The 21090-nt window shown below is 69.2% G+C and carries 16 protein-coding genes; 8 read left to right on the plus strand and 8 right to left on the minus strand.

The features are described from left to right. Positions 1-97: 97 nt before the first annotated feature. Positions 98-3421, minus strand: coding sequence for a S8 family serine peptidase (locus tag ACH4YL_RS34510; protein ID WP_398511460.1), 3324 nt, complete (start codon positions 3419-3421; stop codon positions 98-100). Positions 3422-3626: 205 nt separating this feature from the next. On the opposite strand from ACH4YL_RS34510, the gene ACH4YL_RS34515 reads away from it, so the two are divergent. Both ACH4YL_RS34515 and ACH4YL_RS34520 read left to right on the plus strand, forming a co-directional pair. Then, entirely contained in the window at positions 3627-4082 is a 456-nt protein-coding gene (locus ACH4YL_RS34515) for an NUDIX hydrolase (RefSeq protein WP_398511461.1), read from the plus strand. 95 nt (positions 4083-4177) lie between these two features. Next, positions 4178-5383, plus strand: a complete 1206-nt coding sequence (locus ACH4YL_RS34520) for a serine hydrolase domain-containing protein (protein ID WP_398511462.1) — start codon at positions 4178-4180, stop codon at positions 5381-5383. A 42-nt stretch (positions 5384-5425) separates the two neighbouring features. Here ACH4YL_RS34520 and ACH4YL_RS34525 read toward each other — a convergent pair whose 3' ends face one another. Together ACH4YL_RS34525 and pepN are read right to left on the minus strand one after the other, a co-directional pair. Beyond that, positions 5426-6448: a hypothetical protein gene (locus ACH4YL_RS34525; protein WP_398511463.1), complete on the minus strand. Its 1023-nt coding sequence runs from the start codon at positions 6446-6448 to the stop codon at positions 5426-5428. Between the two features lie 121 nt (positions 6449-6569). Continuing rightward, positions 6570-9185: an aminopeptidase N gene (gene pepN, locus ACH4YL_RS34530; RefSeq protein ID WP_398511464.1), complete on the minus strand. Its 2616-nt coding sequence runs from the start codon at positions 9183-9185 to the stop codon at positions 6570-6572. Positions 9186-9286: 101 nt separating this feature from the next. Here pepN and ACH4YL_RS34535 point away from each other — a divergent pair, with 101 nt between their 5' ends. Then, a complete protein-coding gene (locus ACH4YL_RS34535; RefSeq protein ID WP_398511465.1) occupies positions 9287-9928 on the plus strand; it encodes a DsbA family protein in 642 nt (213 codons plus the stop codon). A gap of 156 nt (positions 9929-10084) precedes the next feature. Here the strand turns inward: ACH4YL_RS34535 and ACH4YL_RS34540 are convergent, their stop codons facing one another. After that, a complete protein-coding gene (locus ACH4YL_RS34540; RefSeq protein WP_398511466.1) occupies positions 10085-10720 on the minus strand; it encodes a superoxide dismutase in 636 nt (211 codons plus the stop codon). Positions 10721-10836: 116 nt separating this feature from the next. Next, on the minus strand, positions 10837-12261 hold the full coding sequence (locus tag ACH4YL_RS34545) for an amino acid permease (RefSeq protein ID WP_398511467.1): 1425 nt from the start codon (positions 12259-12261) through the stop codon (positions 10837-10839). Positions 12262-12511: 250 nt separating this feature from the next. Here ACH4YL_RS34545 and ACH4YL_RS34550 point away from each other — a divergent pair, with 250 nt between their 5' ends. Continuing rightward, complete coding sequence (locus ACH4YL_RS34550; RefSeq protein WP_398511468.1) at positions 12512-13096, plus strand: biotin transporter BioY; 585 nt, start codon at positions 12512-12514, stop codon at positions 13094-13096. On the opposite strand, the gene ACH4YL_RS34555 is transcribed toward ACH4YL_RS34550, so the two are convergent. Then, entirely contained in the window at positions 13077-13820 is a 744-nt protein-coding gene (locus ACH4YL_RS34555; RefSeq protein ID WP_398511469.1) for a hypothetical protein, read from the minus strand. The two genes, ACH4YL_RS34550 and ACH4YL_RS34555, sit on opposite strands and share 20 nt — an antisense overlap. Before the next feature lie 134 nt (positions 13821-13954). Here ACH4YL_RS34555 and ACH4YL_RS34560 point away from each other — a divergent pair, with 134 nt between their 5' ends. After that, positions 13955-15460, plus strand: coding sequence for a serine/threonine-protein kinase (locus tag ACH4YL_RS34560; protein ID WP_398511470.1), 1506 nt, complete (start codon positions 13955-13957; stop codon positions 15458-15460). Here ACH4YL_RS34560 and ACH4YL_RS34565 read toward each other — a convergent pair. Next, positions 15424-16902 (minus strand): amino acid permease, encoded by a 1479-nt coding sequence (locus ACH4YL_RS34565; protein ID WP_398511471.1) that lies wholly within the window; start codon positions 16900-16902, stop codon positions 15424-15426. The two genes, ACH4YL_RS34560 and ACH4YL_RS34565, sit on opposite strands and share 37 nt — an antisense overlap. Positions 16903-17093: 191 nt before the next feature. Here ACH4YL_RS34565 and ACH4YL_RS34570 point away from each other — a divergent pair, with 191 nt between their 5' ends. Further along, positions 17094-17582, plus strand: coding sequence for a ribose-5-phosphate isomerase (locus tag ACH4YL_RS34570; RefSeq protein ID WP_398511472.1), 489 nt, complete (start codon positions 17094-17096; stop codon positions 17580-17582). Between the two features lie 2 nt (positions 17583-17584). Further along, complete coding sequence (locus tag ACH4YL_RS34575; RefSeq protein WP_398511473.1) at positions 17585-18394, plus strand: Fpg/Nei family DNA glycosylase; 810 nt, start codon at positions 17585-17587, stop codon at positions 18392-18394. 200 nt (positions 18395-18594) lie between these two features. Here ACH4YL_RS34575 and ACH4YL_RS34580 read toward each other — a convergent pair whose 3' ends face one another. Then, entirely contained in the window at positions 18595-19827 is a 1233-nt protein-coding gene (locus tag ACH4YL_RS34580) for a GNAT family N-acetyltransferase (RefSeq protein ID WP_398511474.1), read from the minus strand. A gap of 106 nt (positions 19828-19933) precedes the next feature. Between ACH4YL_RS34580 and ACH4YL_RS34585 the strand changes: the two genes are divergently transcribed. Beyond that, positions 19934-21079, plus strand: a complete 1146-nt coding sequence (locus tag ACH4YL_RS34585) for a PP2C family protein-serine/threonine phosphatase (protein ID WP_398511475.1) — start codon at positions 19934-19936, stop codon at positions 21077-21079. Positions 21080-21090: the final 11 nt, after the last annotated feature.

A 21090-nucleotide genomic window follows, 5' to 3' on the forward strand; every position in this document is an offset into this window, starting at 1 on the left:
TCCAATCCATTGTCCGCGTATCGGGACGTGTGAGGCAGCACATACGAAAGGGGCGGGCGTCCGGCATGGACGCCCGCCCCCTTTTACTCCCGTATGGCTACGGAGTGACCTTCTCGATCACCACGCTGCCCGCGCCCGCGACCGTGCCGCGCCCGTTCAGCAGCTGCACCTCGCCGAAGAACTGACGTCCCTCGGGAGCCGCACCGCCGACTACGACCTCGGCGCTGACCTGCGCCGTTGCACCGTTGGCCAGCTTGACCGGCGACGAGCCGACCTTGACCTCGCCCAGCGACGCCGCGAAGAACACATCGCGGTAGTCGTACTCGGTCGTCCCGGCCGGGACGGAGTAGCCGTCGACCACGATCGTGTACGTGCCCGCGGCGGGCTTGTCGAGGCTGACCGCCTCCTCGGAGTCGCCGTCCGCCGCCTGGCCGACCAGGACACCGTTCAGGAAGACCGACAGGTCCAGGTCGGCGTTGGTGTCGGAGACCCCGCCGATGGCGACGTCCAGACGCTCGACGCCCTCACCGATGGTGACCGTCGACTCCTGCGACTCGGCGTGCTTGATCGAAGGCCTCGTGACCTTCGCCGAGCCCAGCGAGCCGCCCGCCAGCTTGCCGTCGATCGCGGCGAAGCCGTTGGTGACCTTCCAGTCGACGGCGGCCGGCGTGCCGACCTTCGCCTCGGGAAGCGTCTTGACCGCCGGGTCGAAGGTGGCGCCGAGCAGCGCCACGTCCAGCTTGTACGGGTTGTCGAGCAGCGGAGACGTACGCCGCGACTCGACCTCGATCTCCCAGACGCCCGGCGTCGGCTCGGGGTACGAGCGCAGGTCCGGGCGGCAGGTGTTCGCCGGGTTGTTGTAGTTCGGGTAGCAGAAGATCGTCGAGCTGTCGTCGACCGGCAGCCCGTACGGGTGGATGCCGATGAACCGGGTCTGGCTGCCTGCCGCCAGACCGCCGAGCGCGACCTCCAGGTTCTTCGCGCCCTCCGGCACCGTGATGAAGTACGACTTGTGGCTGTTGCGCTGCACCGAGCCGGACGCCGAGAAGGTGTACTCGGGCTTCGCCAGCTCCTTGGAGACGACCACGGTCGCGAGGATCTGCTTGTCGACGCCCTCGGTACGCGGGTCGTCGGCCTCCAGGATCGCGCTGTGCACACCGGCGGCCTTCGGCCTGGCCTGCACGGTGACGGTGACCGGCTGGTTCAGCGGCAGCCGGACGCTGTCGCCGCCCAGCAGACGGAAGGTGCCGTCGTTGTACTTCCAGTTCAGGTCGTGCGACAGCGCACCCTTCCCGCCCGTGGTGCGCGTGATGGTGACGTCGTACGTCTTGGACTTGCCCGCCTGCAGGCCGCCCTCGCGGTCGTACAGGCCGGTGCCGAAGCCCGGGGTCTTCAGCGCGAAGTCGATCGCGGTGTCGACCGGGGCCTTCACGCTGTACTCGTTGGCGTTGACGCCGTCCTCGATGAGCTCCCACGCGTCCACGACGTTGATCAGGCCGGAGCCCTGCTCATGCGCCTGGACACCGGAGATCTTGTGCGCGGAGCTGGTGAGCGCCGTGCGCAGCTTCGCCGGGGTCAGCTCGATGCCCCGCTGCTTGGCGGCCGACAGCAGCAGCGCGCTCGCGCCCGCGGTCTGCGGCGAGGACATCGAGGTGCCCTGCAGCATCGAGTAGCCGGGCGGCAGCTTGTAGCCCGCCTCGGCGACCGGGCCGCCGGCGGACCAGGTCTGCGTGGTGTTGATGGACGCGCCGGGCGCGCTGATGGTGGGCGTGAAGCCGCCGTCCTCGCGCGGGCCGCGGGAGGAGAAGGGCAGCATGTTGTACTTCTTGGCCACCAGGGAGCCGTAGTTGGCGGCCCAGGTCTCCTTGGAGATGGCGGCACCGACGGAGATGACCTTGTCGGCGACGGCCGGGTCGCCGAGCGTGTTGACGCCCGGGCCCTCGTTGCCCGCCGAGATCACCAGCTGGACGCCGTAGGTGTCGATGAGGCGGTTGTAGAGCTCGGCGCGCGCGTTGTTGCCGTCGTTCAGCGGCGGCAGACCGCCGATGGACATGTTGACGATGTCCACGCCGCGCTCGATGACCAGGTCGGCCATGCCTTCGGTGAGGGCGATGTTGGTGCAGCCGCCGCTCCAGGTGCAGGCCCGCGAGGAGACCAGCTTGGCGCCGGGGGCGGCACCGTTCATCTTGCCGCCGAAGAGGCTGTTGGCGGCGGTGATGCCGGCGACGTGCGTGCCGTGCGAGCCCTCGATGACACCGATGTTGACGTAGTCGGCCTTGGCGCCGGCGGCGTTGTAGACGACGTCCTGGCGGACCTCGATCACGAACGGGATGCGCTCGACGACCGGAGTGGCCGGGTTGTCGGTGCCGAAGTAGCCGATCTGGAAGCCGTTCTTGTACGGCTTCATCACGGTGTCGTTGGCGAAGTCCGCGTCATTGTTCAGGTCGACGCGGGCGGTCCGGGTTCCGGCGTCGTACAGCACGCCCCAGACGTCGGTGGTGTCGCCGTCCCGGTTGAGGTCACCGGCCATGTCGCCGCCCTTGGTGGCGGCCTCGGCGAAGAGGTTGAACTTGTACGCGCCCGCCGGGGCGGAGTACGTACGGCCGTTGACGGTGAACGTCGGGCCGCTGACATCGAGCGACATCCGGCGCCAGGTGCCGTCGCCGTCCGCCACCGGGTCGGTCGCCGTGACCCAGTCGACGATCTTGCGCTCGCCGGTGGTGGTCTTCTGAAGCGCCGGGTGGCCGAGGTCGACACCGGAGTCGAGGATGCCGATGGTCACTCCGCGGCCGTCGGCCTTGGGGTGCTCCTTCACGAAGTCGACCGCGCCCGTCTCGAAGGACGGGTTGTACGGGTTCTTCGCCGGCGTGTTCTTGTCCGGCGCCGGGTACGCGGCGGCCTGCCCGGCCGCCGTGCCCGCGGCCTTGACGGTGTCGCCGGCCGGCGTCGGGTCGTCCAGCTTGATCTCGTGCTTGAGGTCGATGCCGTGGACGCTGGAGAGCTTGGCGGCGGCCTTGATCGCCGCCTCCGCCTTCGCGGTGGGGAGAGTGGCCCGCACATAGCCGAGCTTGTCGTACGTCTTGCCGACCAGGGCGCCGTCGACGGCGTCCAGCTGACCGGACACCTGCTCGGTCGCGCCGGGAGCGGTGGCGACCATGACGGTGACGCTCTTGTCGCCCTTGGCCTCGGCCTGGTCGAGCAGTTCCTGGTCGGCGGACCCGAGCTTGTCGGAGGACTTGACCGCCTTGACGCGGGAGGTGCCGCCCGGGTCGTCGGCGGGAGCTGCGGAGAACGCCGGTACGGCGCCGGAGGCCGCCAGCGCGGTCACCATCGACGCGGCGGCCGCGATGCGGGCCACACGTCTGTGACCTGGTACGGAGCGCCCTGTTATGGGGCTCTGAGCTTGGGGGGTCATCAGCATCCCTGTTTTGTGAAAGAGAGGGTCCGGAATTCGGTGCCGGATGACCGCTCAGCTTTGCGTAAGTGACAGGGGTTTGTGGAGAGTTGCCGGAGGCGGGATGCGGCCATGGCGCACATCCGCCACAGGTTCCTTTACGCCACGGGAGCGGTCCCGCGTCCCGAGGGGCTCCGCACGGGTTGTCAGTCGGGCCGCATACCCTCGCGGAATGAACGAGTTGAGGGTCGCGGCCTACGCGGTGTGCGTACGGGAGGAGCAGATTCTGCTCGCCCGCTGGGTGGCGCGCGACGGGGTCAAGCGGTGGACGCTGCCCGGCGGCGGCATGGACCACGGCGAGGACCCGCTCGAGACGGTCGTGCGTGAGGTCGAGGAGGAAACTGGGTACGCGTCCGAGGTGACCGCACTCCTGGGACTCCACACCGACGTCCTGCGCCGCCCGCGCAAACTCGGAGCCGACGCCGAACTGCACAGCCTGCGCATCGTCTACGCGGGCCGGATCACCGGCGGCGGCCTGCGCAATGAGACGGACGGCTCCACCGACCTCGCCTGCTGGCATCCGCTGGACGCGGTGACCGGCCTGGAGCGGGTCGATCTCGTCGACATAGGCCTCGAACTGTGGCGCACCAGACCCCCGGTCGGCCGCGTCGCCGGAAACGGCCAGTAGCGCCTCAACCTTCGCGGAACGGGCAACGCGGACCGGAGCGCCTGAGTCCACCCGGCCGACCGCAGTCGGTGAGCAATCGAACCCAGGGGGCGGACATGTCAGCACGCACCGTCGGGGCAGCGTTGATCGCGGCGGTGGCGGCCATGGCCTCCGGCGCGGCTCCGATCCCACCTGCCACCGCGGACACGGCCGCCGGCAGCCACTCGCGGACCGGCCACCCGCAGAACGGCCACTCGCGGACCGGCCACCCAGAGACCGGCCACTCGCAGACACAGGCCGCCATCGAGGCCGCCGTACGCGACGGAGTGCCGGGAGTCGTCGTCCAGACGCACGATCGCCGCGGCGCATGGAGCGGCACCGCGGGCGTCGGCAGTCCGGCCACCGGACGCGAGCGCGCCCCGCAGGACCGCTACCGCGTCGGATCCATCACCAAGACCTTCGTCGCCACCGTGCTGCTCCAGCTGGAGGCCGAAGGCAGCCTGAGCCTCGACGACACCGTGGAGCACTGGCTTCCCGGCGTGGTGCGCGGCCAGGGACACGACGGCCGCCGGATCACGCTGCGCCAACTCCTCAACCACACCAGCGGGATCTACAACTACTCGGACGACAAAGGCTTCCAGGACAAGCTCTTCGGTGACGGCTTCTTCCAGCACCGGTACGACACCTGGACGCCGCGGCAGCTGGTCGCGGTCGCGATGGGGCACAGGCCCGACTTCGCGCCCGGGACGGACTGGAACTACTCCAACACCAACTTCATCCTCGCCGGGATGGTCGTCGAGCGGGCGACGGGACGGCCGTACGGCTCGGAGATCGAGCGGCGGATCCTGCGCCCGCTCCGTCTGCACGCCACCTCGCTGCCCGGCACCGATCCACGGGTGCCGCGTTCCCGCAGCCGTGCGTACTCGACGCTGTCCGAGGACCCGAAGGCGAAGATCCACGATGTGACCGAGTTCAACCCGTCGGCCGCCGGATCGGCAGGTGAGATGATCTCCGACTCCGCCGATCTGCAGCGCTTCTACCGGACGCTGCTGAAGGGCGGTCTGCTGCCGCCGAAGCAGCTGAAGGAGATGACCACGACGGTCCGGATGAATCCGCAGCGGCCTCAGTACCGTTACGGCCTGGGGCTGATGCAGCAGAAGCTGAGCTGCGGCAAGGACGTCTGGGGCCACGGAGGCGGCATCCACGGCTCCACGTCGGAGGCGGTCACCACCCGCGACGCGAGCCACTCCCTCGCGATGAACTTCAACGGCGACTGGGCCGGGGACGCGGTTCCGGTCGTGGAGGCCGAGTTCTGCGGCTAGGTCCTGTCCGGTCGATCAGGCCGTACGGCCCGGAGCCCGAGGTCACCGCGGCAGGACGACGACATAGGCGGCAGGGTCCCGGTCCGTCGCCGCCATCAGTGCGGTGCGGACCACGCTCGCCTGCTGGTCCAGTGAGTCCCGCAGCTTCTTCGGCGTGATGTGGACGACGGTGATCCCGAGCCGCTCCAGATGCTCGCGCTTGCGGGCGTACTCCGACCACAGCGCGTCCTCGTCGTGGCGCGGTGCGCGGGTGTCCAGTTCTACGGCGACGCAGTGCTCGGGCCAGTAGGCGTCCACGCCGCCCAGATGCGGTCCGCCGGGCAGCCGCAGGTCCACGTTCCAGACCGGGTCCGGCAGTCCGTGCAGACTGACCATCGTGTACAGCCGGTCCTCGGCCAGCGCACGCCCTTCGGCGAGAAGCGAGTCGACGGCGTCCACGACATGGGCGCGCCCGAGCAGCCGTGCGCGGTTCAACTCGGCGACCACGGCGCCCGGTTCGCAGTGCCCGCAGCGAACCGCCTCGGTCAGCAGCCGGCGTACGGCGTTGGGGTCGGTGAGCTCCGCGACCGCGTCCGCGAGGGCGCGCGGCACCGGAGCGACCGGCACGCCGTTGATCTCGCCCGGTCTCGGCGTGGCGTGCGCCCGTACGATCCGCGCGCAGCCCGTCGACCGCAGCCGGCGGGTGCGCGGCACCAGGATGTCGATCCGGTCGAGCGAGAGCAGCGGCGGCGCCGCGGTGAACTGGTGCAGCGCGAGCGCCGCGAGCCCGGTGACCATGGCCTCGCCGTACTGCGGAGTGTCCTTGGCCTGGGCCTGTGCGGGGATGACCGGCCGCCCGGCGTACAGCAGCGCGCCGTGCAGCCGCTCCTCGCTGGTGGGCTGCCCGGAGTGCAGGACGTACACCCCGGGCAGCAGCAGCTGCCAGGGCCCGCCCGGACGGCACTGTGCGGCGGTCCGGGCGGCGGAGACGCCGTGGGCGCGCAGCTGGGCTGCGGTCAGTACACGGCGCTGGACCTCGCAGAGGTGGCTGAGGGGGAGCGGCGAGAGTGGGGTGTTGTGCGTCATGGTGCCGGGATGCCCCTCGGGGACCGCCCAGCTAACCGCTGTTACACGCTCGTCGACAATCCAGGACAACACCGTCCTAAAGTACGGACGTTCGAGTGCCGAGAACGGTTCCCCATCCGGCCTATTCCGCGACACCCCCGTCGCACGCCTGCGCGAGCCGCGCCCGCGCCAGATCGTCCCGGGCCTCCAGCACAAGACGGCGCAGGGCCGGAGCCGCGCCCTCGTGCGACGCCAGCCACGCGTCCGTCCTCGTCAGCGTCTCCTCGTCGTCCTGCAAGCCCGGGAACAGGCCCTTCACCACATCCATCCCGATCTGGATCGAGCGCTCCTCCCACACCCGCTCGATCGCCTCGAAGTACTTCTCGACGAACGGAGCGAGCAGGTCACGCTGTCCCGGCTGCGCGAAGCCCGAAATCGTCGCCTCCACAAGGGCGTTGGAGAGCGAATCCGACTCGACGACCTGTGCCCAGGCCTGGTCCTTGACCGCCGCCGAAGGCCGGGCCGCCAGGCAGCGGACCTGGTGGCGCTTGCCCGACGCGGTGTCGTCGCGGGCCAGTTCGGCCGCGATCGCCGACTCGTCGGCCAGGCCGTGCGAGGTCAGCGGCTGGAGGAACGCCCACCGCAGCTCCTGGTCCACATCGAGACCGTCGATCTTCGCCGTACCGCCCAACAGGCCCTGAAGCAGCTGCAGATCGGCCGCCGATGCCGCCGTCGCCGCGAAGAACCGCGCCCAGGTCAGCTGGTGCTGACTGCCGGGCTCCGCAAGGCGCAGCTCCCGCAGCGCACCCTCCGCGAGCAGCCGGCCGCCCTCCTCGCGCCAGTCGGGCGCGGCATAGTGCACCAGCGCCGTACGGGCCCAGGAGTGCAGCGTCTGCAGCACGCCGATGTCCGACTCCCGCCCGGCGAACCGCAGCACCAGATCGACGAAGTCCCGCGCGGGCATCAGCGCGTCGCGCGTCAGGTTCCACAGCGCCGACCAGCACAGGGCGCGCGCCAGCGGGTCCAAGATGTCGCCGAGGTGCCCGCGCAGGGTGTCCAGCGAGCCCTCGTCGAAGCGGATCTTGCAGTACGTCAGGTCCTCGTCGTTGACCAGCACCAGCGCGGGCCGCTCGGCGCCGGCCAGCTCGTCGACGACCGTCCGCGCGCCGACGACGTCGACCTCGGCACGCGCGTACCGCACGAGCTGGGTGCCCTCGTGCCGGTACAGGCCGACCGCCACCCGGTGCGGCCGCAGTTCGTCCCCGTCCTGGGTGATCGCGAGCTCGGTGATCCGGTCGCCCGCGTCACAAGTGGCCACGGGCGTCAGTGAGTTGACGCCGGCGGTCTCCAGCCAGGACCGGGACCATGCCGCCATGTCCCGGCCGGACGTCTCCTCCAGTACGGACAGCAGATCGCCGAGCCGGGTGTTTCCGTATGCGTGCCGCTTGAAGTACCGCCGCGCGCCTTCCAGGAACGCGTCCTGACCGACGTACGCGACGAGCTGCTTGAGCACCGAAGCGCCCTTGGCGTAGGTGATGCCGTCGAAGTTGAGCTTGGCGTCCTCCAGGTCACGGATGTCGGCCGTGACGGGATGCGTGGACGGCAGCTGGTCGGCGCGGTACGCCCAGGACTTGCGGTTGTTGGCGAAGGTGATCCAGCCGTTGGTGAAACGGGTCGCGCCGACCATCGAGAAGGTGCCCATGAAGTCCGCGAAGGACTCCTTCAGCCACAGGTCGTCCCACCACACCATGGTGACCAGGTCGCCGAACCACATGTGCGCCATCTCGTGCAGGATGACGTTGGCCCGGCGCTCGTACGACGCCTGTGTGACCTTGCCGCGGAAGATGAACTCCTCGCGGAAGGTGACACAGCCCGGGTTCTCCATCGCGCCGATGTTGTACTCGGGCACAAAGGCCTGGTCGTACTTCCCGAACGGGTACGGGTAGTCGAAGTGGTCGTGGAAGAAGTCGAGGCCCTGCTTGGTGACGAGGAAGATGTCGTCCGCGTCGAAGTGCCGCGCCAGCCCCTTGCGGCACAGCGCGCCGAGCGGGATCTCCAGCGTCGTCCCGTCCTCGAAGGTGCGCGTGTAGAGATCCGTCTCGTAGTGGTACGGACCCGCCACGACGGCCGTGATGTACGTGGAGATCGGCTTGGTCTCGGCGAACCGCCACACGCCGTCGCCGCCGAGCGCGCCGTCCCCGTTGCTCCACACCGTCCAGCCGTCGGGCGCGGTCACCTCGAAGCGGAACGGTGCCTTCAGGTCGGGCTGTTCGAAGGTGACGAAGACCCGGCGGGCGTCGGCCGGCTCGTACTGCGTGTAGAGATAGACCTCGCCGTCCTCGGGGTCGACAAAGCGATGAAGCCCCTCGCCGGTCCGGCTGTACGCGCACTGCGCGTCCACGACCAGCACATTCTCCGCGGCGAGACCGTCGAGCGCGATGCGCGAACCGTCGAAGACGACGGCCGGATCCAGCTTCTCGCCGTTCAGCGTCACCTCGGTCACCGAAGGCGCGAGCAGATCGGCGAAGGTGGACGCGCCCGGCTGCGCGCAGCGGAAGCGGAGGGTCGTCACCGAGCGGAACGTGCGCGCCCCGGAGCCCACCGGGGCCTCCCCGACCGCGGAACGCACATCGAGGGCCACCTCGTACCCGTCGACGGACACCAGCTCGGCCCGGGTGCGGGCCTCGTCGCGGGACAGATTCTCACCGGGCACGGACAGCTCCTTCGTGACTCGTACGGACAGCAGCGATCCTGCCATGTGCCCCTGGCAGCCGGTATCCGGGAATCGTCCGGTCACAGGCGGCGTTGTCGCGCGTAGGCGCATGTGACGTCCCATACGTATGTCCCGAATGGAGAGACATGTCCGAGAACGGCAAGACCCCGGTGGACTTCTGGTTCGATCCCCTGTGCCCGTGGGCGTGGATGACCTCGCGCTGGGTCCTGGAGGTGGAGAAGGTCCGGGACATCGAGGTGCGCTGGCACGTGATGAGCCTTGCCGTGCTGAACGAGCCGAAAATGGACGAACTCCCCGAGGAATACCGCGAGGGCCTGAAGCAGGCCTGGGGTCCGGTCCGGGTCGCCATCGCCGCCCAGCAGCTGCACGGCGACGGGATTCTCGGCAAGCTCTACACCGCGCTCGGCACCCGCTTCCACAACCGCGGCGAAGGCGCGACCCGCGAGGCGATCGTCGGCGCTCTGGAGGACATCGGACTGCCGGCCGACCTGGCCGAATACGCTGACAAGGACGTGTACGACACCGAGCTGCGCGCCTCCCACAAGGAGGGCATCGACAAGGTCGGCCAGGACGTCGGCACTCCGGTCATCGCGGTTCCCGGCGCGGACGGCGAGCAGCTCGCCTTCTTCGGCCCGGTCGTCACGCCCGCCCCGAAGGGCGAGGAGGCGGCGAAGCTGTGGGACGGCACGCTGCTGGTCGCGTCGATACCGGGCTTCTACGAGATCAAGCGCACCCGCACGAAGGGCCCTGACTTCTCCAACCTCTGAGCCTCCTGCGCAGAAGGGCCCCCGCGAGTCATGTCCTCGCGGGGGCCCTTCGTCATTCCGCCTGCCGGTGAAGGTTGAGAAGACGATCACGAGCAGGACGACTGCGGGACTCCGAGCCTCCGGGACTCCGAGACCGGGACTCCGAGCCTCCGAGCTTCAGGGGGCGATGAGCGGCGTGCGCTCCTTGGCCTCGGCGTAACGCTTCGCCACGTCCTGCCAGTTGACGACCTGCCACATCGCCTCGATGAAGTCCACCTTCTGGTTCTTGTACTGCAGATAGAAGGCGTGCTCCCAGGCGTCGAAGACCAGGATCGGCACCGAGCCCTGCCCGACGTTGCCCTGGTGGTCGTAGACCTGCTCGACGATCAGCCGCCGGCTGACCGGCTCGTACGCGAGAACGCCCCAGCCCGAGCCCTGCGTGGTCGCGGAGGCCTTGGACAGCTGGGCCTTGAACTTGGCGAACGACCCGAACGACTCGGCGATCGCGTCCGCGAGTTCGCCGACGCCGTCCTTCTCCAGCGGCTCGCCGCCGCCGTCGCCGGCCATGTTGTGCCAGTAGATGCTGTGCAGGATGTGCCCGGAGAGATGGAACGCCAGGTTCTTCTCCAGGCCGTTGATCGTCCCCCACGCTTCCTTGTCGCGCGCCTCCTCGAGCTGCTCGAGCGTGTCGTTGGCGCCCTTGACGTAGGCGGCGTGGTGCTTGTCGTGGTGGAGCTCGACGATCTGCGGATTGATGACCGGTTCGAGCGCGGCGTAGTCGTATGGAAGTTCAGGAAGCGTGTAGATGGCCATGTCCGGTCCCTCCGACTGCTTATTGCACATCTTATGCAAGTGCACGCTAGCAGCAAGAAGGTTTGGCGATCACAAAACCCCCCACGCCCGCGGGCATGGGGGGTTTGGTGTAAGGCTCAGACTCCGGGCTCGGCCCGGCGTGCCGACAGCTGCCGCACGTACCCGACGAGCGCCAGCGCCAGCGTCAGCCCGCCCGTGTAGTACAGCTGCGTGCGCGTATCCGGCTCCCGTGCCATCAGGACGAAGATCGCCGCCATCCCGGCCAGCGCCAGCCACGTCAGCGTCGGGTACAGCCACATCTTCACCACCAGGGTCTGGGGCGCCTCGCGCTCCGTCCGCCTGCGCAGCAGCAGTTGGGAGACCGCGATGAAGATCCAGACCACCAGGATGATCGCGCCGATCATGTTGAGCAGCCACATGAAGACATCGTTCGGCCGCCAGTAGCTGAGCAGCACGCACCCGAAGCCGAAGACGGAGGAGACCAGGACCGCCGTGCGCGGCACGCCGCCGAAGGTGCGGCCGAGGAACGCCGGGCCCTGCCCGCGGCCCACCAGCGAGCAGGCCATCCGCGAGGCGCCGTAGATGTTCGCGTTCATCGCCGAAAGCAGCGCGACGAGCACCACGACGTTCATGATCTCGCCCGCCGCCGGAATGCCCAGGTGGTCGAGTGTCGCGACGTACGGGCCCTTCTCGACGACCTTCGGGTCGTTCCACGGGACCAGCGTGACGATGACCGCCATCGAGCCGATGTAGAAGAGCGCGATGCGCCACATCGCGGTGCGGACCGCCTTCGCGACGCCCTGCACGGGGTGTTCGGACTCGGCCGCCGCGATGGTGACCGTCTCCAGGCCGCCGTACGCGAAGACGGAGGCGAGCAGGCCGACGACCAGTCCTTCGGAGCCGTTCGGCAGGAAGCCGCCGTCGCCGGTGAGGTTGGCCGTGCCCGGTGCGTCCGTGCCCGGCAGGACGCCAGTGATCGCCAGGACGCCGATGCCGAGGAACAGCGCGATCGCGCCGACCTTGAGCGCCGCGAACCAGAACTCGAACTCGCCGAAGTTCTTCACGGCGGCCAGGTTCGTGCCGCAGAACACCAGCATGAACAGCGCGACCCAGGCCCACTCGGGCGTGCCCGGCAGCCAGCCGGTCATGATCTTGGCCGCGCCGATGCCTTCGAGGCCGACGGCCACACAGAGCAGGAACCAGAACGACCAGCCCGCGGTGAAGCCGGCCCACGGGCCGATCGCCCGCTCGGCGTGCACGGAGAACGACCCGGACGCCGGATTCGCCGCCGACATCTCGCCGAGCATGCGCATCACCAGCATGACCAACAGGCCGGAAAGCGCATAGGCGATGACGATCGACGGGCCGGCCGCCGCGATGCCCGCGCCGGAGCCGACGAAGAGCCCGGCGCCGATGACGCCGCCGAGAGCGATCATCGAGAGATGGCGTTGTTTGAGTCCGTGCGACAGCGAGGTGTCGGCCCGCTGGTCGGCCTGAGCGGTCCGGTCGACCTGATCGGCGGGCGGGGAAGTCCGAGGCATGGATGTGCCCTTGTTCACTCGAAGACGGGGAGCGGCACAGTCTGGGCATGTGCGCCGGTCACAAGGAACACATGTCCGCTATACGGGCACGATGCTCACACAACGTGAACACGCCCCCACCGGGACGTCTTTGTGTGATCCCCACGAAGTCGCCGCATCGGCCTTTGTCACCGGCCGACGGTGATCGAATGATCGCCCTCGGGATAGCGTCACAAGGTCCCCACCTGCCCTTACCTGTTGCGGAGTCCCGATGAGCACTGCTTCCGTCACGCCCCGTCCCGGAGCCGTCCTCGCGGACCTGCTGCCTGCGTCCCGTACGAAGGACATCGCGCTCGTTCTCGGCGGCGCCGCGCTCACCGGCATAGCCGCACAGCTCTCCGTCCCGGTGCCCGGCTCCCCGGTCCCGGTCTCCGGCCAGACCTTCGCCGCGCTCCTCGTCGGCACCGCCCTCGGCGCCCGCCGCGGTTTCCTCTCGCTCGCGCTCTACGCGGTGGCGGGCATCGCGGGCATGCCGTGGTTCGCGGAGGGCCAGTCCGGCTATGCGATGCCGTCGTTCGGCTACATCCTCGGCATGCTGCTCGCCGCGACCGTCGTCGGCGCTCTCGCACGCCGTGGAGCCGACCGCTCCGTGCTGCGTACCGCAGGCACCATGGCGGTCGGCTCCGTGATCATCTACGCGGTCGGCGTCCCCTATCTCGCGGCGGCCACCGGCATGACGCTGTCGCAGGCCGTCGCCGCCGGTCTCACTCCCTTCCTGATCGGTGACGCGCTGAAGGCGGCCCTGGCGATGGGCGTGCTGCCCACCGCCTGGAAGCTCATCGGCCGCCGGAGCTGACTTCGCAGTCGGCCCGCTTACGGGTCGACCACCAGATGCCCGTGCCGCCGATCGCGAACAGCACCAGCGCGGCCAGCGAAAGCGGCAGCGTCCCGTCCGGCGGGCCCGTCGGCGGCAGATCGCCCGCGGCCGGCGGCTGGTCCGGGCCGAAGGGCACGTTGTCGGTGCCCAACAGCAGAGGCGTGTCGGGCGCGTTGGGCGTGGGCTGCGAGGTTCCGAACGGCACCGGCCCCTGCTGCCAGACCAGCTTCTCGCTGGTGCCCTCGGTGACCGGCAGGCAGATCTTGCCGGTCTTCTGAAGATCGAAGGTCGCGGCCACCTGGTACGAGCGGTCCTTTCCAGCCGCGAGACTGTCGATGATGCAGGCGAAGCCGCTGTTGGAGCCCTGCGGCAGCCGGGCCTCGGGGATCTGCACACAGCCCTCGACACTGGTGATCGTCATGCCGTCGAAGCCGATGACGGAGAGGGTGACCGGCCCGCTGTCCTTGGTCCCGCCGTTCTTGACCGTGGCGGTCACCGTGGTCTTCTCGGACTTGTTGTCGACCGTGATCTTCTCCGGAAGCTCGGTCGTGATCTTCACGTCGGCGGCAGCGGCGGGCCCGGGGGTGCCGCCCTGGCTGCTCCCGGGTACCGGATCGTCGGCCGCGTACGCGACGCCGAGCGGCCATGTCAGCAGCGCAGCTGCGGCTATCACAAAAACGGGTCCCGAGCGTTTTCCTTGCATGTCCCAGCCCCCTTGATGCACATCGGTCAGTGCGTACGAAAAGGGTTCCACAAGATTCGCCCGAACTATGCTGTCATGGTTGTAAGTTCATGCTTCTGTCCTGGTCACAGCTGTTTCTGACGGGGAGGAAGGTAATGCCGGGTGTTCCTGGGCTATTGGTGGCGGGGCGTTACCGACTGGACGAAAGTATTGGGCAGGGGGGAATGGGGCGGGTGTGGCGAGCCGCCGACGAAATGCTGGGCCGGGCGATAGCGGTCAAAGAAATGCGCATGGACGAGACCGACGCGGAGGACGCCCGGATCCGCCGCGAACGCGTGCTGCGCGAGGCACGCGCCACGGCGCGGATCGACCACCCGAATGTCGTCCGGGTCTATGACGTCGTCGACGAGAGCGACCGGCTGTGGATCGTGATGGAACTCGTCGACTCGCGCTCGCTGGAGCAACGCCTCGTCGAGGAAGGCCCGGTGTCCCCGCGCGAGGCCGCCCGCATCGGCCTTGGCCTGGCGGCGGCGCTCCGGGAGGTGCACGCGATGGGCGTGCTGCACCGCGACATCAAGCCGGGCAACGTCCTGCTCGGCCGGACCGGCCGGGTGGTCCTCACGGACTTCGGCATCGCGGCGATTCAGGACACGAAGGCACTGACGGTGGTCGGCATGCTGGTCGGCTCGCCGGACTACATGGCCCCGGAACGCGTCGGCGGCCGCCCGCAGGGCCCGGCATCGGACCTCTGGTCGCTGGGCGCGACCCTGTGCGCGGCGGTCTCGGGCCGGTCGCCCTTCACTCGTCCCACGACGCTGGCCACGCTCCAGGCGGTGCTGTACGACGAACCCGAACTCCCGCCGGAGGCAGGCCCGTTGTCGGACCTCCTGACCGCCCTGCTGCTCAAGGACCCGGAGCTCCGCCCTGGCCTGGAGGAGGTGTCCGAGCGCCTCCAGACCCTCGCGACCCCGCCGCGCGACACCCCAACGATCTCGTTCCCGATCCCGCCGCGGCCGGAACGGGAACAGGAACAGGAACGGGAACGGGGACAGGAACCGGCACCAGGACCGGTAAGAAAACGCACCCGCACGCTCATCGCCGCCGCAACAGTCGCCGCCGCCGCACTCGCCACCGCTACTGCTCTACTCCTCACGTCCGGGGAGGACCCCAAAGACAACAAGGCCACCGGCACGCCAACCCCGACCCCCACCGTCGCCGGCACCTCCCAGCCCCCCACCGCGAAGCCGGGAACCCGCAACGAGGCCGGTTTCGCCTGGATCCCGCCCCAAGGCTGGACCCGCACCGCGAAAAGCCCCTCCAACGTCCACTACCACTCGCCCGACGGGCAACAAGAAATCGCCGCCTCGTACGCACTCGCACGAGGCGGCGATCTCCTCACTCAATGGCAGCGGTTCGAGCGCGACAGCCACGACGCAGCCGGCTACCAGAAGCTCCGGCTGGAGCGCACCACCTTCCGCGGCCGTCCCGCGATCGTCTGGGAGTACCTCTTCACCCAGAATGGCGGCCACTGGCGCGCCCGCCAGCTCGGCTTCACCGCCGAAGGCAAGTCGTACCAGCTCAACGTCTGGTACGACGTCGCCTCACAGCGCGCGGCCCTGGCTGCTTACGACCGGGTGACCGAGTCCTTCACACCGCTCTGATCGGCCTCGACGGCGGCGACACCCTTGCCGAGCATCTGCCGCACGACCGCGATCGCGATCACCAGCGCCGCCACCAGCAGCGACAGCACCACCTGCTCCCGCGCGTCACCGCCGTCGTAGATCATGTAGCCGAGCACGAAGACGATCATCCCGATCGTCAGCCACGTCAGATACGGGAAGAGCCACATCTTCACGATCAGCTTGTCCGGCGACTCCCGCAGGATGATCCCGCGCATCCGCAGCTGCGTGACACAGATGACCAGCCACACGAACAGAGCCACCGCACCGGACGAGTTCAGCAGGAACGCGAACACGGTGTCGGGCCACTGGTAGTTGAACCAGACGGCCAGGAAGCCGAAGACGACCGAGCCGAGAATGGCGGCCTTGGGCACACCACGCCCGTTCACCCGCGCGAACGCCTTCGGCGCGTCCCCGCGCTGTCCCAGCGAGAACGCCATCCGCGAGGCCGTGTACAGGCCCGAGTTCAGGCACGACAGCACCGCCGTCAGCACGATCACGTTCATGATCTGCCCGGCGTGCGCGATGCCGATCGAGTCCAGCGCCGCGACGTACGAGCCCTTGTCGATGATCGACTTGTCGTTCCACGGCAGCAGCGTCAGCACCACGAAGATGGAGCCCAGGTAGAAGACGCCGATCCGCCAGATCACGCTGTTGGTCGCCTTGGTGACGGCGCGCTGCGGGTCCTCGGACTCGCCGGCCGCCAGAGTCACGATCTCGCTGCCCATGAAGGAGAAGACGACCATCAGCACACCGGTGAGGATCGCGCCCGCGCCGTTCGGCAGGAATCCGCCGGCGTCCGTCAGATGCGCGAAACCCGCGCCCGGGTTGTCCGAGCCCGGCAGCACACCGAACACGGCGAGCACGCCGATCAGCACGAAGGCGCTGATGGCCACGACCTTGATGCCCGCGAACCAGAACTCGAACTCGCCGTACGACGACACCGAAGCCAGGTTGGTCGCCGTGAGCACGACCATCACGATCAGCGCCCAGGCCCACTGCGGGACGGACGGGACCCAGCTCTCCAGGATCACGGCGCCGGCGGTCGCCTCGACCGCCAGCACCACGACCCAGAAGAACCAGTAGAGCCAGCCGATGGAGAAGCCGGCCCAGCGGCCGAGCGCACGGTCCGCGTAGGACGAGAACGAGCCGGAGGTCGGGTTGGCCGCGGCCATCTCGCCGAGCATCCGCATCACGAAGACGACCAGCGCGCCCACGAGTGCGTACGACAGAAGGATGGCCGGGCCAGCCGCGGCGATGCCGGAACTGGAGCCGACGAACAGGCCGGCGCCGATCACACCGCCGATGGCGATCATGGACAGGTGCCGGTTCTTGAGCCCGGCCTGGAGACCACCGTTGGACTGCGGATTCCCGGATTCTTCGGGCCTTCCGCCTTCCTTCGTGAGGGTCTGCTGCGAGGTCATGGACGAATCCTTAGGTTTGAGAGCACTCGGGTCACGAGCCCCCGCATTCAATCCCGCGACATCCAATGACGGAAGTCCCGTCATTGGATCGTTAGCTCAAGGAGCCAGTCGCGCCTAAGCGGAGTGCGTGCCCTTGACAGGTACTGACCCCGCTGACGGCTACCCGGGAGCTCGCGTGCCACACTCGGAACATGCGCGTGTACCTCGGCTCCGACCATGCCGGTTTCGAACTCAAGAACCACCTCGTCGAGTGGCTCACGGCCCATGGCCACGAGCCCGTCGACTGCGGCCCTCACATCTATGACGCCCAGGACGACTACCCGCCGTTCTGCCTGCGTGCCGCCGAGAAGACGGCCGCGGACCCGGACAGCCTCGGCATCGTGATCGGCGGCTCCGGCAACGGCGAGCAGATCGCCGCGAACAAGGTCAAGGGAGTGCGTGCGGTGCTCGCCTGGAGCGAGCAGACCGCGGCGCTCGGCCGTGAGCACAACGACGCCAATGTGATCTCCGTCGGCGGCCGGATGCACACGCAGGAAGAGGCGACGAAGTTCGTCGAGGTCTTCCTCTCCACTCCGTACTCGGGTGAGGAGCGTCACTCCCGCCGGATCGAGATGCTGACCGCCTACGAGTCCACCCGCGAGCTGCCCCCGATCCCGGCCCACCACCCGCAGCAGGGCTGAGCGTGCCCGAGGGCCACACGATCCACCGACTGGCCGCCGACCACTTCGAGAGGTTCGGCGGCCGGTCTGTGCGTGCGTCCAGCCCGCAGGGCAAGTTCTCCGACGGCGCGGAGCTGGTCGACGGCCGGCGGCTGGAGGACTCCGAGGCGCACGGCAAGCACCTCTTCCTCGGTTTCGGCGCGCTCGGCTGGATCCATGTCCACCTCGGCCTGTTCGGCAAGGTGAACTTCGGTGACGCGCCCGCGCCCCCGCCGACCGACACGGTCCGGCTGCGGCTCGCCGGCCCCTCGGCATACGTCGATCTGCGTGGCCCTACGACCTGTTCGCTGATCACGGACGGCGAGAAGGCGGCGATACACGACCGCCTCGGCCCGGACCCGCTGCGTCCCGCCGACGACCCGGATCGCGCGTGGGCCCGTATCTCCCGGTCCCGTACGACGATCGCCGCGCTGCTGATGGACCAGAAGATCATCGCGGGTGTCGGCAATGTCTACCGCGCCGAGGTCCTCTTCCGGCACGGCATCGATCCGTACCGGCCGGGCAAGGACCTCACGCGCGACGAGTGGAGTGCGATCTGGTCGGACCTCGTGGAGCTGATGCGCGAGGGCGTACGGAACAACCGCATCGACACGGTCCGCCCCGAGCACGAACCGGAGGCGATGGGCCGCCCGCCGCGCGTCGATGACCACGGTGGCGAGGTCTACGTCTACCGCCGGGCACACTTGCCCTGCCATGTCTGCGGCGGCGAGATCCGCACCGCCGGTCTCGCCGCACGCAATCTTTTCTGGTGCGCGACCTGCCAGCAGCGCTAGGTCGTGTCCGCAGCCGCGCCCTGCGGCCGCCGTGCCCGCGGACTCCGTCCGGAGGCGGAGGCCCTGCCGAAACCCGTGCGGCACCGCCGGTTTCGTCGGGCGCATTGTCCTGGCGCGGCGTCACTCCTGCCGCGTGGTCCGGGCCGGAGCCGCGACTCGAAGTCGCGCGCAGCGCCGGCCCGCTGGGGACGAAGCCACCGCTAGAACCCGTGCGGCAACCACGGGGCGATGTCCGAGCCGAAGGCGAGAGAGGTCTCCGCCAGTGCGCCTTGCCGCAGCTCCCGCACCCGGCCCGCCTCCGCCAGTGTCGTCAGCGAGATCCCGCCGAGATACGCCGAGCCCAACTCCCGTACGGACAGCGCCAGATCCGCCTCGTCGTCCGTCCGCTTGCAGGACGCGCCCTTCGCGTCGCCCGTCAGCCGCCAGCGCCCGGTGTTCCAGGGGCAGAACTCGTCCTCGACATCGAGCACCACATCCAACGGCGTCCGGTAGGTGCGTGCCTCCAGCGCCGCTCCGAGTTCCACGAGCCGTACGTACAGCGAGTCCTTGACCCGCACATTGCAGCGCCGGAAGTCGGAGACGAGATGCTGCCACGGGTCGTCGATCGGGCGGTTCATGACCTTCAGCGTCGACGTCAGGTCGATGCCGAAGAGGAACCGCCACAGCGATGCGTACGCCGCCGGGTCCAGCGCGTCGAGATGCTGGAGGTTGATGATGCCCTTCGGTCCCGCCCCGTCCCAGTCCGGTTTGTTGTTGAACAGGGCATATCCGACGACCTCGCCGTCCCGCTCGGCGAGCACGCACTGGAGCGCCGACGCGCCGCTCCGGTCCGACGGCGGGTCGAGCACCATGAGGTGCTCCCATCCGGGCCGGCGGGCCAGCAGTCCGGGCCGTCCGGCCGCGACCTGCCGCGCGTACACCGCCTCGCACTCGTCCCGCGCGTCCTCCGGCTTCACCAGGCGCAGCCGGACCGCGTCCGTGCCCTCCGGCACGGAGAGCCGCACCCGGGCCGTGTCGATCTCGGCCTTGAGCTGCCAGCTCGCCGCCCCGTATCCGTAACGTCCGTAAATCTCCGGTTCTGACGCGGTCAGCACGGCGAGCGGCTCGCCCCAACTACGCACATCGTCCAACTGGCGGCGCATCATCGAGGTGAGCAATCCGCGCCTGCGATGGGTCGCGGCCACGCTCACCATGGTCACACCCGCCGCGGGCACCACCGCGCCGCCCGGCACCACGAGCCGGAAGGTGAACGCTCCGGCGGTCCCCACGCAGTCCGGTCCGTCCCAGACACCGATCGAGCGCTCGAACTCCGAGAGCGCCTGCCACAGTTCCTGTTCTTCCGGGGACTCGAAGACGCCACCGAAGGCGGTTTCCAACTGCCGGTACCACGCGGTCCATTCGGCGGGACGAAGGACTCGCAGCTCAGTAGTCATATGCCATGCCTACCAGGGGTACGTCGACACGGCGACCCGATTTCGAACGCATTGTCACCGGGGTCCCCCTGCACGGAAGGCGAACGGGTGGATAGGGTCCACGGCAATGGCCCGTCGTAGTGCAGCTGACTCGATCACGGCCCGGTTGCGCAAGACAACGCACCGGGCACGGATAGCGCTGCGCAAATCCGGCGTCGACTACTTCCGCGGCGACGGCTCCGACTGGATCGCGCTCGTCGGGCTCCTGCTGGCCGTCCCGGCGCTGACCTGGGGCACGGTCGAGATGCCCGTCTGGGTCTCTCCGGCGGCGCTGGTCCTGCCGATCGTGGCCGGCGCGCTGCTGCTGCGGCCCGCGAGCCTGCTCGGCCTGTACGCGGCCTGCGCGGCGGGCCTGATCGTCGAGTCGGTGGTGCTCGGCCCGTACACCGAAGGCCCGGCGAAGGTCACTCCCGGCACGGTCCTGGTCGTCGCGGCCTGCGGTTTCTTCGGTCTGCTGATCGCGCAGTTCCGGGCCCGGGTGGGCGTGCCGTGGCGACGCGGCGGCACGATGCTCTTCGACCTCCGCGAACGCATCCGCGTACAGAGCGCCCTGCCGCTGCTGCCGCGCGGCTGGCACCGCGAGATGGCCCTGCGGCCGGCAGGCGGCCAGTCCTTCTCCGGCGACTTCGTGGTCGCGGCCCGTACGAACGGCGGCCGCACGCTCGAAGTCGTCCTCACCGACGTCTCCGGCAAGGGCATGGACGCGGCCTCGCGTGCGCTCCTGCTCTCCGGCGCGTTCGGCGGCCTGCTGGGCTCTCTGCCGCCGCACGGCTTCCTCCCCGCCGCCAACGGCTACCTCCTCCGCCAGGACTGGGACGAGGGCTTCGCCACCTCCATCCATCTCGTACTGGACCTGGACTCAGGCGACTACGAACTGCTCTCGGCGGGCCATCTCCCGGCGGTCCAGCTCCACGCGGGCAGCGGCCGCTGGGAGGAGAAGGACGCCGAGGGCCCGCTGCTCGGTATCTACGACGGCGCCCAGTTCGACCCGGTCAAGGGCTCGCTCCAGCCCGGCGACGTACTGATGCTCTTCACCGACGGCCTGGTGGAGGCGTCGGGCCGGGACATCAGCGAGGGCATAGACCGGCTGACGGGCGAGGCGGACCGCTACGTCGCCTCGGGCTTCGAAGGTGCGGCATGGCACCTGATAGAGGCGGTCGCGAAGGACGTCAACGACGACAGGGCGCTCCTGCTGCTGGTCCGAGACGCCTGATCTCCGTTCTG

The sequence above is a fragment of the Streptomyces sp. NPDC020681 genome, assembly GCF_044334895.1.
In the GTDB taxonomy this organism is placed as follows: Bacteria; Actinomycetota; Actinomycetes; order Streptomycetales; family Streptomycetaceae; genus Streptomyces.